General features: G+C 67.4%; 18 protein-coding genes. 7 read left to right on the top strand and 11 right to left on the bottom strand.

Translation table 11 applies throughout. The annotated features are described in order from the left end of the window. Nucleotides 1-66 precede the first annotated feature (66 nt). On the bottom strand, nucleotides 67-840 hold the full coding sequence (locus DIE15_RS24455; RefSeq protein WP_057926874.1) for an SDR family NAD(P)-dependent oxidoreductase: 774 nt from the start codon (nucleotides 838-840) through the stop codon (nucleotides 67-69). A 151-nt stretch (nucleotides 841-991) separates the two neighbouring features. On the opposite strand from DIE15_RS24455, the gene DIE15_RS24450 reads away from it, so the two are divergent. After that, nucleotides 992-1882, top strand: a complete 891-nt coding sequence (locus tag DIE15_RS24450; RefSeq protein ID WP_124834568.1) for a LysR family transcriptional regulator — start codon at nucleotides 992-994, stop codon at nucleotides 1880-1882. 75 nt (nucleotides 1883-1957) lie between these two features. Here the strand turns inward: DIE15_RS24450 and gap are convergent, their stop codons facing one another. Together gap and tkt are read right to left on the bottom strand one after the other, a co-directional pair. Further along, nucleotides 1958-2968, bottom strand: a complete 1011-nt coding sequence (gene gap, locus DIE15_RS24445; RefSeq protein ID WP_006485712.1) for a type I glyceraldehyde-3-phosphate dehydrogenase — start codon at nucleotides 2966-2968, stop codon at nucleotides 1958-1960. An 87-nt stretch (nucleotides 2969-3055) separates the two neighbouring features. Beyond that, complete coding sequence (tkt, locus tag DIE15_RS24440; protein WP_124834567.1) at nucleotides 3056-5128, bottom strand: transketolase; 2073 nt, start codon at nucleotides 5126-5128, stop codon at nucleotides 3056-3058. A 216-nt stretch (nucleotides 5129-5344) separates the two neighbouring features. Between tkt and speE the strand changes: the two genes are divergently transcribed. The 3 genes from speE to DIE15_RS24425 all read left to right on the top strand — a co-directional run bounded on the left by speE (nucleotide 5345) and on the right by DIE15_RS24425 (nucleotide 7640). After that, entirely contained in the window at nucleotides 5345-6202 is an 858-nt protein-coding gene (gene speE / locus DIE15_RS24435; RefSeq protein ID WP_057926797.1) for a polyamine aminopropyltransferase, read from the top strand. Between the two features lie 236 nt (nucleotides 6203-6438). Beyond that, nucleotides 6439-6855 carry a glyoxalase/bleomycin resistance/extradiol dioxygenase family protein gene (locus tag DIE15_RS24430; RefSeq protein WP_057926798.1) on the top strand — a complete coding sequence of 139 codons (417 nt, stop codon included), beginning with the start codon at nucleotides 6439-6441 and terminating at the stop codon, nucleotides 6853-6855. Between the two features lie 17 nt (nucleotides 6856-6872). Continuing rightward, complete coding sequence (locus DIE15_RS24425; RefSeq protein WP_057926799.1) at nucleotides 6873-7640, top strand: 16S rRNA (uracil(1498)-N(3))-methyltransferase; 768 nt, start codon at nucleotides 6873-6875, stop codon at nucleotides 7638-7640. A 124-nt stretch (nucleotides 7641-7764) separates the two neighbouring features. Here DIE15_RS24425 and DIE15_RS24420 read toward each other — a convergent pair whose 3' ends face one another. From DIE15_RS24420 to DIE15_RS24410, 3 genes are all read right to left on the bottom strand, one after another. After that, nucleotides 7765-8328, bottom strand: a complete 564-nt coding sequence (locus DIE15_RS24420; RefSeq protein WP_057926875.1) for a barstar family protein — start codon at nucleotides 8326-8328, stop codon at nucleotides 7765-7767. A 16-nt stretch (nucleotides 8329-8344) separates the two neighbouring features. After that, a complete protein-coding gene (locus tag DIE15_RS24415; protein ID WP_057926800.1) occupies nucleotides 8345-8776 on the bottom strand; it encodes a ribonuclease in 432 nt (143 codons plus the stop codon). Between the two features lie 380 nt (nucleotides 8777-9156). Then, on the bottom strand, nucleotides 9157-11457 hold the full coding sequence (locus tag DIE15_RS24410) for an NADP-dependent malic enzyme (protein WP_057926801.1): 2301 nt from the start codon (nucleotides 11455-11457) through the stop codon (nucleotides 9157-9159). Between the two features lie 179 nt (nucleotides 11458-11636). On the opposite strand from DIE15_RS24410, the gene thiL reads away from it, so the two are divergent. Genes thiL through DIE15_RS24390 form a run of 3 tightly spaced genes read left to right on the top strand, consistent with a single transcriptional unit; the run spans nucleotide 11637 to nucleotide 13703 of the window. Then, nucleotides 11637-12635, top strand: a complete 999-nt coding sequence (thiL, locus tag DIE15_RS24400; protein ID WP_124834566.1) for a thiamine-phosphate kinase — start codon at nucleotides 11637-11639, stop codon at nucleotides 12633-12635. After that, nucleotides 12625-13170: a phosphatidylglycerophosphatase A gene (locus DIE15_RS24395; protein ID WP_057926803.1), complete on the top strand. Its 546-nt coding sequence runs from the start codon at nucleotides 12625-12627 to the stop codon at nucleotides 13168-13170. The genes thiL and DIE15_RS24395 overlap by 11 nt, the downstream gene beginning before the upstream one ends. Before the next feature lie 32 nt (nucleotides 13171-13202). Further along, nucleotides 13203-13703: a CinA family protein gene (locus tag DIE15_RS24390; protein ID WP_057926804.1), complete on the top strand. Its 501-nt coding sequence runs from the start codon at nucleotides 13203-13205 to the stop codon at nucleotides 13701-13703. Between the two features lie 48 nt (nucleotides 13704-13751). On the opposite strand, the gene DIE15_RS24385 is transcribed toward DIE15_RS24390, so the two are convergent. The 5 genes from DIE15_RS24385 to araH all read right to left on the bottom strand — a co-directional run bounded on the left by DIE15_RS24385 (nucleotide 13752) and on the right by araH (nucleotide 18915). After that, the gene (locus DIE15_RS24385) at nucleotides 13752-14810 is read right to left on the bottom strand and encodes a haloacid dehalogenase-like hydrolase (RefSeq protein ID WP_124834565.1); all 1059 of its coding nucleotides are present in this window, start codon (nucleotides 14808-14810) and stop codon (nucleotides 13752-13754) included. Between the two features lie 246 nt (nucleotides 14811-15056). After that, nucleotides 15057-15884, bottom strand: coding sequence for an orotidine-5'-phosphate decarboxylase (gene pyrF / locus DIE15_RS24380; protein WP_047899773.1), 828 nt, complete (start codon nucleotides 15882-15884; stop codon nucleotides 15057-15059). A gap of 39 nt (nucleotides 15885-15923) precedes the next feature. Continuing rightward, on the bottom strand, nucleotides 15924-16985 hold the full coding sequence (locus DIE15_RS24375) for an aldose 1-epimerase (protein WP_124834564.1): 1062 nt from the start codon (nucleotides 16983-16985) through the stop codon (nucleotides 15924-15926). 74 nt (nucleotides 16986-17059) lie between these two features. Then, nucleotides 17060-17875, bottom strand: coding sequence for an SDR family NAD(P)-dependent oxidoreductase (locus tag DIE15_RS24370; protein WP_124834563.1), 816 nt, complete (start codon nucleotides 17873-17875; stop codon nucleotides 17060-17062). 23 nt (nucleotides 17876-17898) lie between these two features. After that, on the bottom strand, nucleotides 17899-18915 hold the full coding sequence (gene araH / locus DIE15_RS24365) for an L-arabinose ABC transporter permease AraH (RefSeq protein ID WP_057926808.1): 1017 nt from the start codon (nucleotides 18913-18915) through the stop codon (nucleotides 17899-17901). Nucleotides 18916-18944 lie beyond the last annotated feature (29 nt).

The raw sequence follows: 18944 nt of genomic DNA, 5'->3' as shown, positions 1-18944 counted from the left end.
GGGACTTCGGATGCCGGCCGAAGCCGGCGCAACGGCGCGCCGCGCACTACGCGGGCGCGCCGCCGCTCAAACGGCGCTGGTCAAGCCACCGTCGACGAACAGCGTCTGGCCGTTCACGAAATCGGATGCGGCCGACGCGAGGAAGATCGCCGCGCCGCACAGCTCGTCCACGCGCCCCCAGCGACCGGCCGGCGTGCGCTTGCACAGCCAGTCGGAGAACGCCGCATCATCGACCAGCGCGCGGTTGAGTTCGGTTTCGAAATAGCCGGGCGCGAGGCCGTTCGCCTGGATGCCGTGGCGCGCCCAGTCGGCGCACATCCCTTTCGTCAGCATCCGCACCGCGCCCTTGGTCGCCGCGTATGGCGCGATCGTCGGCCGCGCGAGCTCGCTCTGCACCGAGCAGATGTTGATGATCTTCCCGCGGCCGCGCGCGATCATGTGCCGCGCGACGGCCTGCGCGACGTTGAACACGCCGTCGAGGTTCACGCGCATCAGAGCATGCCAGTCGTCGGGTTCGAACGCGTCGAGCGGTGCGCGGCGCTGGATGCCCGCATTGTTCACGAGGATGTCGATCGCGCCGGCGCGCGCCTCGAAATCGTCGATCGCCGCGCGCACCTGCGCATGCTCGGCGACATCGAATACCGCGTAATCGGCCGTGAAGCCTTCCTCGCGCAGGTGCCGCACGAGCGTTGCGGCCTTCTCTTCATTGCGATCGTTGATGACGATCGCCGCCCCCGCTTCGGCGAGCCCGCGGGCGAGCGTCAGCCCGATCCCGCGTCCGGAACCGGTAATCAGTGCGCGGCGGCCGTCGAGGCGGAACCGGTCAAGCGCGTTGTTCATGCGTGTCTCCTCGTGCCAGTCGAGCCGGCGGCCCATCGCGGCCGGTCTCGCGTTGAAGGTATCTTCGGCTGCCAGCCGGGCGCCGCGCCAATGATCTTTTTTGATCCGGTTATCATGAAACCTGATTACCGCTCTCACCTGCCCGCCGCCCATGGAACTCAAGCAATTGCGCGCCTTCGTCACGCTCGCGGAAGAACTGCATTTCGGGCGCGCAGCGCAGCGCCTGTTCATCGTGCAGCCCGCACTGAGCATGCAGATCAAGGCACTCGAGGAAGAGCTCGGCGCGCGCCTGTTCGAGCGCGACCGGCACAAGGTCGAACTGAGCGATACGGGGCGCGTGTTCCTGCCCGAGGCGCGCGCCACGCTGCAGCAGGCCGCGCGCGCGGAGCAGATGGCGCGACTGTCGAGCCGCGGCGAGATCGGCACGCTGCGCATCGCGTTCGTGTCGTCGGTGCTGCCGGCGCTGCTGCCGGCCGTGCTGCGCACGATGCGCGAGCGCTATCCGCTGATCACGGTCGAACTGAAGGATTTGCCGACGCCCGATCAGGTCGCCGCGCTGCGCGACCGGCGCATCGATTTCGGGATGATCCGGCTGCCGGCCGCGTATGCGGGCATCGACACGCGCGTGGTGCTCGAGGAAGGTTTCGTCGTCGCACTGCCGCTCGACCATCCGCTCGCCGCGCACGCCACGATCGCGCCGGACGCTTTGCGCGACCAGCCCGCGTTCGTGCTCGCGCGCCGCTACGCGCCCGGCTTTCACGATGACATGCTGCTCGCGCTGAGCCGCGCGGGCACGACGCTCGAGATCGCGCAGGAGTTCGGGGAGTTCACGACGATGCTCGCGCTCGTCGCGGCCGGGATGGGTATCGGGCTGATCCCGTCGGAAGCCGCGAGCGCACTGCCGCCGAACGTGCTCGCACGGCCGCTCGACCTGGCCGGCCACCGCACCGGCATCGGGCTCGCGTGGACCGACCTCGACAGCCCGCTGAAGCGCGCGTTCGTCGACGCGCTCGAACACACGACGGCGAACGCCGGGCAATAAAAAACCCGGCCGCAGAATCGGGCCGGGTTCGTTCGCCGCGCGGGCCGCCTTGCGGCAGCCGCGCCACGTACGGGATTACTTCGCGTTCGCGAATGCGACTGCCGTATCCAGCATGCGGTTCGAGAAACCCCACTCGTTGTCGTACCAGCTCGACACCTTGACGAGGCGGCCCGACACCTTGGTCAGCGTGGCGTCGAACGTCGACGAAGCCGGGTTGTGGTTGAAGTCGATCGACACCAGCGGTGCGTCGTTGTAGCCGAGGATACCCTTCAGCGCGCCTTCCGATGCTTCCTTCATGATCGCGTTGACTTCCTCGACCGTCGTATCGCGCTTCGCGATGAACGACAGGTCGACGATCGACACGTTGATCGTCGGGACGCGGATCGCGTAACCGTCGAGCTTGCCGTTCAGTTCCGGCAGCACCAGGCCGACGGCCGATGCGGCACCCGTCTTCGTCGGGATCTGGCTGTGCGTGGCCGAACGCGCGCGACGCAGGTCTTCGTGGTAGACGTCCGTCAGCACCTGGTCGTTCGTGTACGCGTGGATCGTCGTCATCAGGCCGGTTTCGAGGCCGATCTTGTCGTTCAGCGGCTTGACGAGCGGCGCGAGGCAGTTCGTCGTGCACGATGCGTTCGAGATGACGGTGTGCTCGGCCTTCAGCACGTCGTGGTTCACGCCGTAGACGATCGTCGCGTCGACATCCTTGCCGCCCGGCGCCGAGATGATCACCTTCTTCGCGCCGCCCTTCAGGTGCGCGCTCGCCTTTTCCTTCGTCGTGAAGAAGCCCGTGCATTCCATCACGACGTCGACGCCGAGTTCGCCCCACGGCAGTTCTGCCGGGTTGCGGTTGGCCAGCACGCGGATCTTGTCGCCGTTCACGACGAGGTAATCGCCGTCGACCGACACTTCGCCCGGGAACTTGCCGTGCGCGGTGTCGTACTGGGTCAGGTGTGCGTTGGTCTTCGCATCGCCCAGGTCGTTGATCGCGACGATCTCGAGATCGTGCTTCTTGCCGTTTTCATAGAACGCGCGCAGCGTGTTGCGGCCGATACGGCCGTAGCCGTTGATTGCGACGCGGATCGTCATGGTTTATCTCCTGATGGCTGAAAAAATTCGATTCGTGCAGCTTCACGGTGCGACGCGCGCGAGGGGTGGCGCGCGTCGCGAATGCTTTTAGGCCAGCACGGCCTTCGCGGTCTCGACGACGTGCTCGACGGTGAAGCCGAAGTACTTGAACAGCACGCCGGCCGGCGCCGATTCGCCGAACGTGTCGATCCCGACGACGCCGCCTTCGAGGCCGACGTACTTGTGCCAGAACGCGGTCACGCCCGCTTCGATCGCGACGCGGCGCACGCCGTGCGGCAGTACGCGTTCGCGGTATTCGGCGTCCTGGCGGTCGAACACGTTGGTCGACGGCATCGACACGACGCGGGCCGCGATGCCCTGCTGCGCGAGCGGCTCGACGGCCTTCATCGCGAGTTCGACTTCCGAGCCCGTCGCGATCAGGATGATCTTGCGCGCGACGATCTCTTCGTCCCAGTCCTTCAGCACGTAGCCGCCCTTCTCGATGTTCGCGATCTGCGCGTCGGTGCGCGGGTTGAACGCGAGGTTCTGGCGGCTGAAGATCAGGCTCGACGGACGGTCGGCAGCCACCGCGTGCGTCCATGCGACGGCCGTCTCGACCGTGTCGGCCGGACGCCATACGTCGTGGTTCGGGATCAAGCGCAGGCTCGACACGTGCTCGATCGACTGGTGCGTCGGGCCGTCTTCGCCGAGGCCGATCGAATCGTGCGTGAACACGAAGATCGACGGCACCTTCATCAGCGCGGCCACGCGCAGCGCGTTGCGGCTGTAGTCGGAGAACGTCAGGAACGTGCCGCCGAACGGCTTGTGGCCGCCGTGCAGCGCGAGGCCGTTGATCGCGGCGCTCATGCCGAATTCGCGCACGCCGTAGTTGATGTGGTTGCCGAGCAGCACGCCCGCGCCTTCCGGATTCGCGCGCACCGCCTTCGACGCCTTCCAGTTGGTCAGGTTCGAACCGGTCAGGTCGGCCGAGCCGCCGAGCAGTTCCGGCAGTGCGGCGGCCAGCCCTTCGATCGCCTGCTGCGACGCCTTGCGGGTCGCGACCGTCTCGGCGCGCTCGTTCGCGCCGGCGACGATCGCCGCGGCCTTCTCGGCCCAGTCGGCCGGCAGCTGGTTGGCCATCCGGCGCTCGAATTCAGCCGCTTCTGCCGGGAACTTGGCGCGATATTGCGCGAACGTCGCGTCCCATTCGGTTTCAGCACGCTTGCCGGCTTCCTTCGCGTCCCATGCCGCATAGACTTCCTGCGGAATCACGAACGGCTCCCACTTCCAGCCGAGCGCTTCGCGCGTCTTCGCGATTTCTTCCGCGCCGAGCGCCGCGCCGTGCACGTCGTGGCCGCCGGCCTTGGTCGCCGCGCCCTGGCCGATCACCGTCTTGCAGCAGATCAGCGTCGGCTTGTCCGACAGCTTCGCCTTCGCGATCGCCGCGTCGACCGCGTCGACGTCGTGGCCGTTCACGTTCGGGATCACGTTCCAGCCGTACGCCTCGAAGCGCTTCGGGGTGTCGTCGTGGAACCAGTTCACGACGTCGCCGTCGATCGAGATGCCGTTGTCGTCGTACAGCGCGATCAGCTTGTTCAGCTTCAGCGTGCCCGCAAGCGAGCAGGCTTCGTGCGAGATGCCTTCCATCAGGCAGCCGTCGCCGAGGAACACGTACGTGTGGTGATCGACGATCTTCGCGCCGTCACGGTTGAACTCGTCGGCCATCAGCGCTTCGCCGAGCGCCATGCCGACCGCGTTCGCGAGACCCTGGCCGAGCGGGCCGGTGGTCGTCTCGACGCCCGGCGTGATGCCGTATTCCGGGTGGCCCGGCGTCTTCGAGTGCAGCTGGCGGAAGTTCTTCAGCTCTTCCATCGGCAGGTCGTAGCCGGTCAGGTGCAGCAGCGAGTACAGCAGCATCGAGCCATGGCCGTTCGACAGCACGAAGCGGTCGCGATCCGCCCAGTGCGGGTTCGTCGGGTTGTGCTTCAGATGGCGCGACCAAAGCGCGACGCCGATTTCGGCCATGCCCATCGGCATGCCGGGGTGGCCGGAGTTCGCTTGCTGGACGGCATCCATCGCGAGCGCACGGATCGCGTTGGCCATCAGGGTGGTGGAGGCGGGAGACGAAGTCGTCATGTCGAGTCCGGAGAACGAGTCGAGGAAACGGGGGCACGGCGGCATCCGGAAGCTCGAGCGTCAATCGTTCCCGGCGCGCGGTGCGGCGCCTGACGGACGCGAAGCGGACGGAGCCTACGGACGGGGCTGCAAAGCTCGTCATTTTAACAGATGGGCTGACATTTCCCTTGTCGGCGCACGGTGTTCCGGCACGCATTTCCGCGGACCCGCGCGCCTCCTATAATTCAGACGTCGGAACTGCCCGCCCCGAGCGGCCCGCCCGTGAGCACGACCCTACTCTTCCATCCCACGCCCGACGCCGCGTACGGCTTCCCGAACGCACGTCGGCTCGCGCACGTCGCATCGCCGCACCAGCACATCGAGGTCTGGGAAACCCCGCAGCTCGGCCGCCTGTTTACGCTCGACGGCCGGCCAATGACGTCGGTCGGCGACGAATACGTGTACCACGAGTGCATGACGCACCCGGCCGCGCTCGCGCATCCGTACCCGAGGAAGGCGCTCGTGCTCGGCGGCGGCGACGGCGGCGCCGCGCGCCAGTTGCTCAAGCATGCGTGCATCGAGCGGATCGTCGTCGCGGAGCTCGACGACGAAGTGGTCGGCATGGCGCGCCGCTATCTCGACGATGTGCACCAGGGTGCGCTCGACGACCCGCGCGTCGAGGTCGTGATTGGCGACGCCGCGCATTTCGTCACGTCGACCGTCGAGCATTTCGATCTCGTCGTGTTCGACCTCACGCCGCCCGATTCGCCGGCGGCCGGCCTCTATACGCGCGAATTCTACGCGCGGCTCAAGCGGATCCTCACGCCCTGCGGCGCGATCTCGATGCATCTCGGCTCGCCGGTGTTCCACACGGCGCGCATCGCCGCGCTGCTCGACGACCTGCGCGCGAGCTTCACGGTCGTCGACCCGCTGTCCGCGCACGTGCCGCTGTACGGCTCCCAGTGGCTGATGGCGATCGCGAGCGATACGCTCGATGCGGCCTCGCTGTTCGCGCACGACGTCGACGAACGCCTCGCCGCGCGCCGCGTGCAAGGCCTGCGCTACTACGATGCGCGACTTCATGCGGCCCTCTTTGCCCTGCCGCGCGCGCTGCGCGATACACTGGGCGTTCGCCGCTGAGCTTCCGGGCGAACGCAGCGTTGCGTGGGTTGGTCGCGCTTTCTCCCGCGCTCGACCTGCGACGCGCAGGCCCGCAACGATACAGCGGCCCGCGGCGGAACCGCACCGGGCGCCACTATCCGCGGGATCGCAACGCATATGACCGGAGCAGCCGCCCAAGCGCCAATACTGTTCGAGCGCAAAGCATCGGAACAGGGCAGGCGCTAAAGCACCACCACTGTCCGACAGGAGATTTCATGACCGATCCACGTCCGGCCAACGTGCCTTGGTTGACGCCTTATCTGGCCGTGCGCAATGCGCAGGCGGCCATCGAGTTCTTCCAGACCGCATTCGGCTTCGAGCTGCGCGACGTCCACGACGAGGACGGCGCGATCATGCACGTCGAGATGACCTACCGAGGGCAGCTGATCGTGATGTTCGCGCCCGAAGGCGCGTTCGGCTCGATCGCCCTCACGCCGAAGAGTGCGCACGCAACTGCCCCGCAGTCGTTCTATCTGTATGTCGACGACGTCGACGCGACCTGGCAGCGCGCGCTCGACGCGGGCGCGAAGTCGCTGACCGCGCCGCAAGACCAGTTCTGGGGCGACCGCTTCGCGCAGATCGAGGATCTCGACGGCTATCGCTGGGCACTCGGGTGTCGCCTGGGCGCATGAACGGAGCCGCATCAAGCATGAATGAAGCCACCACCACCGCGGCCGTGCCGCGCTTTTTCGTCGAAGCGGCGCTGCACGCCGATGCGACGCTCACGCTGCCGGCCGACGTCGCGCGTCACGCGCAAGTGCTGCGGCTGCAGCCCGGCGACGCGCTCGCGCTGTTCGACGGCAACGGCGGCCAGTACCGCGCGCGGCTCGTCGAGATCGACAAGCGCACCGCGCTCGCGCAGATCGAAGCGTTCGACCCGGCCGAGGCCGAGCCGCCCTATCGCGTGACGCTCGCGCAAGGCATCGCCGGCGGCGACAAGATGGACTGGGTGATCGAGAAGGCCGTCGAGCTCGGCGTCGCGGCGGTCGTGCCGCTGTCGACCGCGCGCGGCGTCGTGAAACTGTCGGGCGAGCGCGCGGACAAGCGCGTCGCGCACTGGCGCGGCGTCGTGCGTGCGTCGTGCGAACAATGCGGGCGCAACCGCGTGCCCGATGTCGCGGCGGTACGGGGCTTTGGCGCGTGGCTCGATACGCTGCCGGCCGCGCCGGCCGACGGCGAGCTGCGGCTGCTGCTGTCGCCGCGCGCGAGCATCCCGTTCGCGTCGCTGCCCGACGCACCGCCCGCGGCAGCGGTCACGCTGCTGATCGGGCCGGAGGGCGGGCTGTCGCCGGACGAGGAAAACGCGGCCCGCGCACACGGGTTCACCGCATTGTCGCTCGGCCCGCGCGTGCTGCGCACCGAGACGGCCGGTGCGGCCGTGCTCGCCGCCCTCGCGGCACGCTGGGGCGGGTGGTGACGAGCAGATCGTGCCGGGCCACGGAGGAGCACGGCCCGTCCGCGTTCTCGCACACGCAAAAAAGCCCGCTCGACGCGGGCTTTTCGGCAGATCGGCCGCAGGTGGGCGGCCGATGGATACAGACTTACGCGAACGAGTAGAACACGCGGAACGCGACCTTGCGCTCGGCCCAAAACTCGGCGGCTTCGCGGAACACGTCGAGCAGCGTCTCGCGCCCTTCCTTGTCGAATTTCTGCGCGATCGGCAGCCCTTCGAGGACGATCACGAAACCGGGCTGCGCACCGGCCTTCGCGACGAGGTCGGTCAGGCAGTCGTACAGCGCGTCGTAGTTCTTGCCGAAATGCTTCGGAAACAGGAACGACGTCGCGATCGTCTCCATCACTTCCTGCTTCGACTGCGCGGCGCCGCAATACGCATACAGGAAATGCTGGCCGAGCCGGCCGGCTTCGTCGGCGAGATCCTGCACGCGGAACGCGCGGATCGACTGCACGAGGTTGGGTCGCACGGTCGTGAAAAGGCTCATAGGCTCCTCGTTCGATGAAAGCCCGGGCGCAGCTTCCTGTTGCTCCGGCGCGCCGCCGGCCTGTGCCGCCGCGTGTAGTTGCATCACGCGCTGAAACAGATTGCCGTCGCCGGCCGCGAACAGTTCCGCCGCCGCCGTGTCGTGCGCGTAGATGGAGTCGCTCATGCCGTTCATCCCGAAGTCATTCAACAATACGTTTAAAACTGTTGTAGTGGTCGTCCGTGTAATAACAGTTGTCGACCCGGCGCAAGGGCCCGCCACAGACAATCCGGCGCGCGCCGCGATTGCGTGCGCGCGGCGTCGGCACCGTGTACTCGTGGTAGAAGCCGCGCTTCGCCTTCGGCAGGATCCGCTCGCGGTTGCCGAAGACGACACCGTCTTTCTCGTACGGATAGGGGCCACCGGCGCCGATCAGGCCAAGCGTGGTCACGGCCTCGCGCGGCAGACGAGCGGTCGGGATCGTATCGACCCCGCCGACGGCCATGTCGGCCGAGACGGCCTGCCGTGCGTAAGCGGCGGAAACCAGACTGCCCGTCGGTGTACCGACGATACCCATCGCGAACATCGCGAAGACGGACGCGAGCGCGCCGTTGCGGAGCCACTTGCGTGCCATGAACCAGGGTTCCCGCTGTTAAATCAAGTAGTTGACGACCAACCAAAGGCGTTAGCGTAGCGCTATTGTCCGCGCGAATCAATGTTCGTTTGGGAATCGAAAGCCCCGTGATTCCCAGAATTGCGCATTTTTTACCGAAACAACACTACATTTATCTTACATAGGATAAAATGCGAGCGGCATCTCTGCCATGGCAAGACCCTGCCTCCTTGCCATGCCGGCTATGCTGAGTGGAGAGAGATGCTGATGTTGCTTGAGGGAAGCGCGTTTGCGCCCTACCCGCGGCGTGCCCATTGCGGGCACGCCCCTTTTTTGCTTTTGTTTACAATTTCGCCCGACGCGCCACGCCGGTTCGACCGGCCTGGCGCGTTCGTTTTGGCTCAGCGCGTGGCGTTCACGTCGGCGACCAGCAGCGCCGCCATGTTGACGATGCGGCGAACGGTCGCCGATTCGGTCAGCACGTGTACCGGCTGGGCTGCGCCCAGCAGGATCGGCCCGATCGCGATGTTGTTGCCGGCGGCCGTCTTCAGCAGGTTGTACGCGATGTTCGCGGCGTCGATGTTCGGCAGGATCAGCAGGTTCGCTTCGCCTTCCAGCGTCGATTCCGGCAGGATTTCCTTGCGCAGCGCCGCGTCGAGCGCGACGTCGCCATGCATTTCGCCATCGACCTTCAGCTCCGGCGCACGTTCCTGCAGGATCGCGAGCGTATCGCGCATCTTCTTCGCCGAAGGTGCGTTGCTCGTGCCGAAATTCGAGTGCGACAGCAGCGCGACCTTCGGCTCGATGCCGAACCGGCGCACTTCTTCCGCCGCCATGATCGTGATCTCGGCGAGTTGCTCCGGGGTCGGATCGACGTTCACATGCGTGTCGACCAGGAAGATCTGGCGGCCCGGCAGCACGAGGCCGTTCATCGCCGCGTACACGCTGCAGCCGGCTCGCTTGCCGATCACCTGGTCGATGAAGTGCAGGTGGCGGTGCGTCGTGCTGATCGTGCCGCAGATCATCCCGTCGGCTTCGCCCTTCTTCACCAGCATCGAGCCGATCAGCGTCGTGCGGCGGCGCATCTCGACGCGAGCCAGCTGCTCGCTGATGCCCTTGCGCGCCATCATCTTGTAGTACGTCTGCCAGAAGTCGCGATAGCGCTCGTCGTGCTCGGTGTTGACGACCGTGAAATCGGTGCCCGGCGTGAGGCGCAGGCCGTAGCGCTGGATACGGTGCTCGATCACCGACGGACGGCCGATCAGGATCGGCTTCGCGAGCTTCTCGTCGACGATGATCTGAACGGCGCGCAACACGCGTTCTTCTTCGCCTTCCGCGAACACGACGCGCTTCTTCTCTTCCGCCGCGGCGCGCGCGATCTGGAAGATCGGCTTCATCGTCGTGCCGCTGTGGTACACGAACTGCTGCAGGTGCTGCTTGTACGCGTCCATGTCCTCGATCGGGCGCGTCGCGACGCCACCGTCCATCGCGGCTTGGGCGACGGCCGGCGCGATCTTGACGATCAGGCGCGGATCGAACGGCTTCGGAATCAGGTAGTCGGGCCCGAACGACAGGTCCTGGATCCCGTAGGCGGTCGCGACGATGTCGCTCTGCTCGTGCTGCGCGAGCTCGGCGATCGCGTTGACGGCCGCGATTTCCATTTCACGCGTGATCGTCGTCGCGCCGACGTCGAGCGCGCCGCGGAAGATGAACGGGAAGCACAGGACGTTGTTGACCTGGTTCGGATAGTCGGTGCGGCCCGTGGCCAGCACGGCATCCGGGCGCACTTCGAGCGCCAGTTCCGGCAGGATTTCCGGCGTCGGGTTCGCGAGCGCGAGGATCAGCGGGCGCTCCGCCATGCCCTTCACCATCTCCTGCTTCAGCACGCCGGCAGCCGACAGGCCGAGGAAGATGTCCGCGCCGTCGATCACCTCGGCCAGCGTGCGGGCTTCGGTTTCGCGGGCGAAACGCTCCTTGTCCGGATCCATCAGCTCGGCGCGGCCCTTGTAGACCACGCCGGCCAGGTCGGTCACCGTGATGTTCTCGAGCGGCAGGCCGATGTCGACCAGCAGGTCCAGGCACGCGAGTGCCGCCGCGCCCGCGCCGGACGCGACCAGCTTGACCTTCTTGATGTCCTTGCCGACGACCTTCAGGCCGTTCGTGACGGCCGCGGCCACGACGATCGCGGTGCCGTGCTGGTCGTCGTGGAACACCGGGATCTTCATCCGCTTGCGCGCCTCGCGCTCGACGATGAAGCAGTCCGGCGCCTTGATGTCTTCCAGGTTGATCCCGCCGAAGGTCGGCTCCAGCGCGGCGATCACGTCGACCAGCTTGTGCGGGTCCGACTCGTTCAGTTCGATGTCGAACACGTCGATGCCGGCGAACTTCTTGAACAGTACGGCCTTGCCTTCCATCACCGGCTTCGACGCGAGCGGGCCGATGTTGCCGAGCCCGAGCACCGCGGTGCCGTTCGTGACGACGCCGACCAGGTTGCTGCGCGCGGTGAAGCGCGCGGCGTTCAGCGGGTTCTCGACGATCTCCTCGCACGCATACGCGACGCCCGGCGAATACGCGAGCGCGAGGTCGCGCTGGTTGATCATCTGCTTGGTCGGGGCGATCGCGATCTTCCCGGGCGTCGGGAATTCGTGATAGTCGAGAGCGGCTTCGCGGAGCTTGGCTTTGGAGGAGGCTTGGGTCGACATGTGTCTCGTGGCGGGCGGATTAGAATGACTGTTCGACGGCATTGTAGCGCCAATCGAAGGCCATCAGACCGGCGATTCGGGTGCAGCAGCCGCGACAAAAATGTACCGAACGGCGCAGGAACAGTGCCGTTCGCTGCGTACAATGCCGTTCCCTTTCACCGCTTCCGGGTCCGTCCGCCGTGCCAGCCGCCTTGTCCGAGTTTTCGCTGATCGATCGCTTCTTCGCGCGCCGCGCGGCCCGGGGAGCGCGTGCGTCGACGCTCGGCATCGGTGACGATTGCGCGCTGATCGCGCCTCGATCCGGGAAATTGCTGGCCATTTCGACGGACATGCTGGTCGAGGGCCGCCACTTCTTCCCCGATGTCGCGCCCGACGCGCTCGGCCACAAGACCCTCGCGGTCAATCTGTCGGATCTCGCGGCGATGGGCGCCGAGCCGCGTGCGTTCACGCTTGCATGCGCGCTGCCGCGTGCCGATGCCGCGTGGCTCGAGGCGTTCAGCAACGGGCTGTTCGCGCTCGCCGAGCGGTTCGGCTGCGAGCTGATCGGCGGCGACACGACGAGCGGGCCGCTGAACCTGTGCGTGACCGTGTTCGGCGAAGTGGCGCCGGATGCGGCGCTGCGGCGCGATGCCGCGCGCGACGGCGACGACGTATGGGTGTCGGGCACGCTCGGCGACGCCCGTGCGGGGCTCGGGGTGACGCGCGGCGAATGGAGCGCCGGCGCGGCTGAAGCTGCCGCGTTCCGGCAGGCGCTCGAGCGTCCCGAGCCGCGCATCGCGCTCGGGCTCGCGCTCGCCGGCGTTGCGCACGCGGCGCTCGACATCTCGGACGGCCTCGCCGGCGATCTTCGGCACATCCTGACCTGCTCGAACGTGCGTGCCGAAATCGACGCGGACGCGGTGCCGCGCTCGGCCGCGCTCGCGACGCTGCCGCCCGACGTGCAGCGACGCTGCACGCTGGCCGGCGGCGACGACTACGAACTGTGCTTCACCGCACCGGCCGCGGCCCGCACCGCGGTCGACGCAGCCGGCGCGAGCGCCGGCGTGCGGGTCACGCGAATCGGTACAATACACGCGTTGTCCTCGCCGTCGGAGCAGCCCGCGATCGCGTGGCGCGATGCCGCCGGTGCACCCCTGACTCTCACGTTGCACGGTTTCGACCACTTCCATGCAGACTGACCCGACGACCGCGCAAACCGCGGCCGCGCACGGCGCCGCCCGGAACGTGCCGCGGCGCGCCACCGCGCGCTTCATGCTGTCGCACCCTGCGCACATCGTGTCGCTCGGTTTCGGCAGCGGCCTCGCGCCGTTCATGCCCGGCACGTTCGGCTCGCTGTTCGGGTGGCTCACGTTCGTCGTGCTGAACCGCTACCTGACGGTGCCCGAATGGTGGGCGCTGATCGCGGTCGGATTCGTCGCCGGCACGTGGATCACCGGCTTCACCGCGCGCAAGATGGGCACGACCGATCCGGGTGCCGTCGTCTGGGACGAAATCGTCGCGATCTGGCTCGTGATGCTGTTCGTCACGCCCGCGACCTTCATCGGCCAGCTATGGGCGTTCGTCGTATTCCGCTTCTTCGACATGCTCAAGCCGCCGCCGATCCGCTATTTCGACCGTCGCATGAAAGGCGGGCTCGGCATCATGATCGACGACCTGATCGCCGCGTTCATGACCCTGCTCGTGATCGCCCTGTGGCGCTCCGTCGTCGGCTGACCGCTTTTCCCGACTCCCGTTTCCCGACGCGCATGCCAACCGATTCCGTCGTCCACCAGCTTGCGATCCGCGCAGGCAACAAGCTGCGTGACGAGCACCTGTCGCTCGCCACCGCCGAATCCTGCACGGGCGGCATGATCGCCGCCGCGATCACCGACATCTCCGGCAGCAGCCAGTGGTTCGAGCGCGGCTTCGTCACCTATTCGAACCAGGCCAAGAGCGAGATGATCGGCGTGCCGCCCGACCTGATCGACAAACACGGCGCCGTCAGCGAGCCGGTCGCGCGCGCGATGGCCGAAGGCGCGCTGCGCAACAGCCGCGCGCAGGTCGCGCTGTCCGTCACCGGCATCGCAGGCCCGGCGGGCGGCAGCGAGAAGAAGCCGGTCGGCACCGTGTCGTTCGCGTGGAGCAACCGGCTGCATACCGACGTCGAGACGCTCGTGTTCAAGGGCGATCGCGAGCAGATCCGCACGCAAGCGGCCGCGCATGCGCTGCGCGGGCTGCTGAAGCTGCTCGACGAGCGCGAAGGCTGATTCGCCCGCGCGACGGCCGAGGCAGGAGCGGCCGGCGCCCCGCACTGCTTACTGGATCGCGTCGGGTTTCACGACGATCCAGTTCTTGTCCGCCGTCACCGGCAGACCGAGCGCCTTCTGCTTCGCGGCCGATTCGTCCGACCACGCGCGGATCTGCGCCATCTGCTTGTCCTTCTTGTCGACCCACACGCGCACGCCGCCGCGCGCGACGTCGGTCGCATTCAGCAGCATGTAGCCGTCGGACATCGGCGTGTCGCCCGCGACGAGCACCGGCTTCTTCCACTGGTCGATCCAGCCGACGATCGAGCCGAGCTTGCCTTCGTACCACGTCATCGGGTTCATCAGGAACGGCGTGATCACGAGGTTGCGGTTCGCGGCCTCGTCGTACTTGCCGGCCTTGATCTGCAGCCGCGACGTCGTCAGCGCGCCCGTCGCCGGATTGCGCAGCAGCGTCGTCACGCCGATCACGTTCTGCGGCTTCACGTTGTAGCCGTATTTCGGATCGGACAGCACGAGCCGCGCGAGTTCCTCGTGCGCTGCCGTCATCACGTAGACCTCGATCCCGTTCTCGCGCAGCGCGTTGTACAGCTCCTGCATCCCGCGGAAGAAGCGCGGCGGATTCGCGGCGCCGTCGACGACCTTGTCACCGTGCCAGTAGCGGATCGGCACGGGCTTCCCGTCGGCGAGCATCGCGTCGACGTGACGCTTGAGCTCCGCGAGCGACAGCCCCGCGAACGCCTGCGCGATCCACGGGTAGCAGACGAGATCGTCGATCTCGCAGAGCCGGTAGTAGTAGCTTGTCAGCGATTCCTTGTAGTCGGCGGAATCCTTGAACGGGATCAGCTTCAGCGACGGATCGAGCGAGTCGCGCGTGAGCACGCCGCGGTTCTCGAGATACGGCAGCAGCGATTCCTCGAGATCGTAGCGGTAGGTCGTGTTGTCGGCGTCGAATACCGCATAGTCGCCGCGGTGCGCATGCGCGGCGATCATCGCATTCAGCGCCTTCGCGCTGCCCGCCGGCCAGTGCGACAGGTCCGCCGCGTGGACGAACGACATGCACAACGACGCGGCAAGCGCGCTCAGAAAACGGCGGGACAGCTTGGTCATGGCGTCGCTCCCTTTCTTGACATTTTGATTACGGATCGATGACAAGCGGCAGCATCGCGCGATTACTGCGCCGGCATGCGGTACGCAAGCGACGGGAAGTTGTTCGCGTGCGCCAATGCAGCGGGACGGAATCAGGAACGAGCGGAAGACGAAGGCGGAGGGGAACAGCGGAGAACGCGGCCCGTGCCCGCGGGCACGGGCCTGCCGGAGCGGGCCGCCCGTGCGGGCGCCCCGTGCCGTCCGCAATCAGCGATGCGCGTTGATCGTGTCGCGGGTTTTCTGTGCGGCGAGCGCCGCGGCTTCGGCGAAATCCTCGCCGTTGCTCGCGTACAGGATCGCGCGCGACGAGTTGATCATCATCCCGGTGCCGTCTGCCGTGCGGCCCGCGTTGACGGTCGCCTGCACGTCGCCGCCCTGCGCGCCGATGCCGGGAATCAGCAGCGGCATGTCGCCGACGATCCCGCGCACGATCTCGATTTCCTTCGGGAACGTCGCGCCGACCACGAGGCCGAGCTGGCCGTTCTTCGCATTCCACTTGTTCGCCGCGAGATCGGCCACGACCTGGTACAGCGGCCGGCCGTTCGTGTCGAGGAACTGCAGGTCCGAGCCGCCCGGGTTCGACGTGCGGCACAGCACGATCACGCCCTTGCCTTCATGCTCGAAGTATGGCTCGACCGAGTCGTAGCCCATGTACGGGTTCACCGTGACCGCGTCCGCGCGGTAGCGCTCGAACGCTTCGCGCGCGTACTGCTCGGCGGTGCTGCCGATGTCGCCGCGCTTCGCGTCGAGGATCACGGGCAGGCCCGGATGCTGGAGGTGGATGTGCGCGATCAGGCGCTCGAGCTGATCCTCCGCGCGATGCGCGGCGAAGTAGGCGATCTGCGGCTTGAACGCGCTCGCATACTGCGCGGTCGCGTCGACGATCTGCCGGCAGAATTCGAAGATCGCGTCGGGCTGGCCGTCGAACTGCACGGGGAAGCGCGACGGCTCGGGATCGAGGCCGACGCACAGCAGCGAATTCGTGCGCTGCCACGCGGCGCGCAGCGATTCGATGAAAGTAAGCGGGGAAGACATGGCGGATACTCGCGGCAAACCGTTGGTAGACCGCGTATTTTACCCGCGTCGCCGGCGTCCCTCGCGCGCGGCCGCATCGACGCGCGTATCGGTCCGCTCGACGGTGAACGCGAAACGCCGCGTGAGCCGCTCGCCCGGCGCGAGCAGCGTCATCCCGTGCGCGGCCGCGCCGCCCGGCAGGTTCACCGCATTGATCGGATGATCGACCGGCTCGAAGCAGAAGAAATCCTCGCCGGGCGGCGTATACAGCACGTAAGCATCGGCGTCCGCCGCCACCGTCAGCGACAGCCCGCGACGCGGCCAGCTCACCGTCGCGTGACCGCCCCAGCCGGTGAACGCGTGATTGACGAGCGTCGCCGGTAGCGGATAGGCGACGCCAAACTGCCAGGCCGGCGGCACGCTCACGTGCCGCACCGGCAGGAAATCGGCACCCGACAGCCACAGCCCGCCCGCGGCCGCGGCCAGCTCGGTCACGTTGTCGCGCACCACGAACGGATGCACGCCGAGACCGAACGGCAGCCGTGCGCGCCCCGCATTCTCGATCGTCAGCGCGATCGACAGCGTCGTGTCGTCGAGTGCGAACGACTGGATCGCGTGGAACGCATAGGGCGCGCCGCTCGCTCGATCGAGCGACAGTTGCAGCGTCGTGTCGGTCGCGTCGTCCACCTGCCACGGCGCGAGCCAGCCGTCGCCGTGAATCGGCAGCGGCTCGTCGCGGCGATTGCGCGGCACGGCGATGCTGCGCCCATCGCATTCGAAGCGGCCGTTGCCGATCCGGTTCGAATACGGCAGCAGCGGATAGCACGCGAGCGCGTTCGGATCGGTCGCCGTTTCCGGTTGCTCGCAGCGGCGGAACACCGGCACCAGTGCGCCGTCGTCGCCGCGCCAGTCGAAGCGCGCGATGCCGCCGCCGAGGTGCGGCAGCACGTCGAGCCGCAGCGACGCGTTCGACAGCATGACGGCCGCCGCATGCGCGGCGCCGATGCCCTGCGCGAGCGCGGCAGTCTGCGGGCCGGCGCTGACCGGCTGCGCGGCGGCAGCCAGGCGCGCGCGGCGCGACTGGCTCGTGGACGACGATGCGCGCGAGGACGTGGCGGTCATGATGAGCTCCTTTCCTTCGTCGATGAATCGATACGGGTCGTCGCGCGATGCCGCGCGAACACGTTCCCCGGCAATCAGGCCCAGCCGCCGTCGACCACCACGTCCTGCGCGGTGATCATCCGGCTGTCGTCGGCCGCGAGGAACAGCGCCATGCGCGCGAGATCGTCCGGCAGCAGCTCGGCGTCGATGCACTGGCCGGCCTTGATCGCCGCACGGCCCGCGTCGTCGAGCCACAGCCTGCGTTGCTTGTCCGTCATCACCCAGCCGGGCACGAGCGAATTCACGCGGATCCCGAACGGGCCGAGATCGCGCGCGAGGCCGCGCGTGAGCCCCTGCACGGCCGCCTTCGCCATCACGTAGACGGGATAGCCGCCGTTCTTCAGCATCCAGCTGATCGAGCCGAGGTTGATGATCGCGCCGTCGCCGCGCTGCTTCATGTCGTCGATCACCGCCTGCGCGGCGAAGAACTGGTGGCGCAGGTTCACCGCGATGCCCGCGTCGAACGACGCGGGTGTCACGTCGCCGATCGCGTGGCGCGCGTCGTTGGCCGCGTTGTTCACGAGCACCGCGATCGCGCCGATCCGCGCGCGGATCGCGTCGATCGCATGGCGCAGCGCGTCGATGTCGGTCAGGTCGCACGGCAGGAACAGCGGCGCGTGGCGTACGTCCGGCCTCTGCGCGAGGCTTTCCGCGAGTGCCTGGCCCGCGTGCGCGTCGAGATCGACGAACGCGACGCGCGCGCCCTGTCGCGCGAAGTGCTCGACGAACGCTGCGCCGATGCCGGTCGCGCCGCCCGTGATCAGCACCGCGCGATCCTCGAGGCTCGGGTAGCGCGCATAGCGCGCGTCGCTCGCGGCGCGCGGGTCCTGCGCGGAAGTGTCGATGGTCATGCGAATCGTCTCCGTGAAATCGGTCAGTCGCGTACGCCGCGGTTCTTCAGCTGGTCGAGCAGCACGGCCGCGAGCAGGATCGCGCCGCGCACCAGGTACTGGTAGAACGCGTCGATGTTCAGCAGGTTCATCACGTTCTCGACGGTGCCCATGATCAGCACGCCGATCACGACGCCCGAGATCGTCGCGCGGCCGCCCATCAGCGACACGCCGCCGAGCACGCATGCGGAGATCACGTTCAGCTCGAAACCCTGCGCGGCGTTCGGCTGGCCCGACGTGATGCGCGACGCGAGGATCACGCCGGCGAGCGCCGTCACCGCGCCCTGGATCAGGAAGATGTACACGCGCGTGCGTTCGACGTTGATCCCCGCCAGGCGCGATGCCTCGGGGTTGCCGCCGATCGCGAGCGTGTTGCGGCCGTACACGGTCTGGTTCAGCAGCACGCCGAACACGATGAAGCACATGAGCGTGACCCAGATCGGCAGCGATACGCCGAACAGCGACAGCCCGCCGAGCGCGATGAACGTATCCGACGACACGCCGACCGCCTGCCCCTTCGACACGATGAAGCCGAGCCCGCGCACGATTTCCATCGTCGCGAGCGTCGTGATCAGCGCGTTGATGCGCAGGTACGCGATCACCGCGCCGTTCACGAACCCGATCGCCGCACCGGCCGCGACCGCCGCGACGATCGCGACGAACGTGTTGTCGGTCGCGTTCAGCACCATCGCGCACAGCACGCCGGAGAACGCGACGGTCGAGCCGATCGACAGGTCGAAGTCGCGCGAGGCCAGACAGAACATCATCGTGCACGCGACCATCCCGATCTGCGAGATCGACAGCGCGAGGCCAAGCATGTTGTCGATCGAGAAGAAATGATCGACCGTCAGCGACATCGTGATGAACATCACCGCGAAGATCGCGATCAGGCTGTATTCGGTGAGGTGCTGCCACCACTTCTGGCGATCGCTCTGCTGTGGAACCAGCGCGTCGGCCGACGGCTTCACGGCTGCGCTGGCGAGGTTTTCCCTGACTTGCATGGTTGTGTCTCCTGCTCCTGCATCGCGCG

The sequence above is a fragment of the Burkholderia sp. Bp9031 genome (assembly GCF_003857965.1).
In the GTDB taxonomy this organism is placed as follows: Bacteria; Pseudomonadota; Gammaproteobacteria; order Burkholderiales; family Burkholderiaceae; genus Burkholderia; species Burkholderia ambifaria_A.
Note: the sequence above shows the minus strand (reverse complement) of the source record. Positions and strands in the feature narration are given on the sequence as shown.

Excerpts from the sequence above, each read along its gene's own strand:
- DIE15_RS24375 (WP_124834564.1), bottom strand. The coding sequence starts at position 16,985 with ATGACCGCCACGTCCTCGCGCGCATCGTCGTCCACGAGCCAGTCGCGC.
- DIE15_RS24455 (WP_057926874.1), bottom strand. The coding sequence starts at position 840 with ATGAACAACGCGCTTGACCGGTTCCGCCTCGACGGCCGCCGCGCACTG.
- gap (WP_006485712.1), bottom strand. The coding sequence starts at position 2,968 with ATGACGATCCGCGTCGCAATCAACGGCTACGGCCGTATCGGCCGCAAC.
- DIE15_RS24420 (WP_057926875.1), bottom strand. The coding sequence starts at position 8,328 with ATGAGCGACTCCATCTACGCGCACGACACGGCGGCGGCGGAACTGTTC.
- DIE15_RS24390 (WP_057926804.1), top strand. The coding sequence starts at position 13,203 with ATGCCAACCGATTCCGTCGTCCACCAGCTTGCGATCCGCGCAGGCAAC.
- DIE15_RS24370 (WP_124834563.1), bottom strand. The coding sequence starts at position 17,875 with ATGACCATCGACACTTCCGCGCAGGACCCGCGCGCCGCGAGCGACGCG.
- tkt (WP_124834567.1), bottom strand. The coding sequence starts at position 5,128 with ATGCCGCCGTGCCCCCGTTTCCTCGACTCGTTCTCCGGACTCGACATG.
- DIE15_RS24415 (WP_057926800.1), bottom strand. The coding sequence starts at position 8,776 with ATGGCACGCAAGTGGCTCCGCAACGGCGCGCTCGCGTCCGTCTTCGCG.
- DIE15_RS24450 (WP_124834568.1), top strand. The coding sequence starts at position 992 with ATGGAACTCAAGCAATTGCGCGCCTTCGTCACGCTCGCGGAAGAACTG.
- pyrF (WP_047899773.1), bottom strand. The coding sequence starts at position 15,884 with ATGTCTTCCCCGCTTACTTTCATCGAATCGCTGCGCGCCGCGTGGCAG.
- DIE15_RS24395 (WP_057926803.1), top strand. The coding sequence starts at position 12,625 with ATGCAGACTGACCCGACGACCGCGCAAACCGCGGCCGCGCACGGCGCC.
- araH (WP_057926808.1), bottom strand. The coding sequence starts at position 18,915 with ATGCAAGTCAGGGAAAACCTCGCCAGCGCAGCCGTGAAGCCGTCGGCC.
- DIE15_RS24430 (WP_057926798.1), top strand. The coding sequence starts at position 6,439 with ATGACCGATCCACGTCCGGCCAACGTGCCTTGGTTGACGCCTTATCTG.
- DIE15_RS24385 (WP_124834565.1), bottom strand. The coding sequence starts at position 14,810 with ATGACCAAGCTGTCCCGCCGTTTTCTGAGCGCGCTTGCCGCGTCGTTG.
- DIE15_RS24410 (WP_057926801.1), bottom strand. The coding sequence starts at position 11,457 with ATGTCGACCCAAGCCTCCTCCAAAGCCAAGCTCCGCGAAGCCGCTCTC.
- DIE15_RS24425 (WP_057926799.1), top strand. The coding sequence starts at position 6,873 with ATGAATGAAGCCACCACCACCGCGGCCGTGCCGCGCTTTTTCGTCGAA.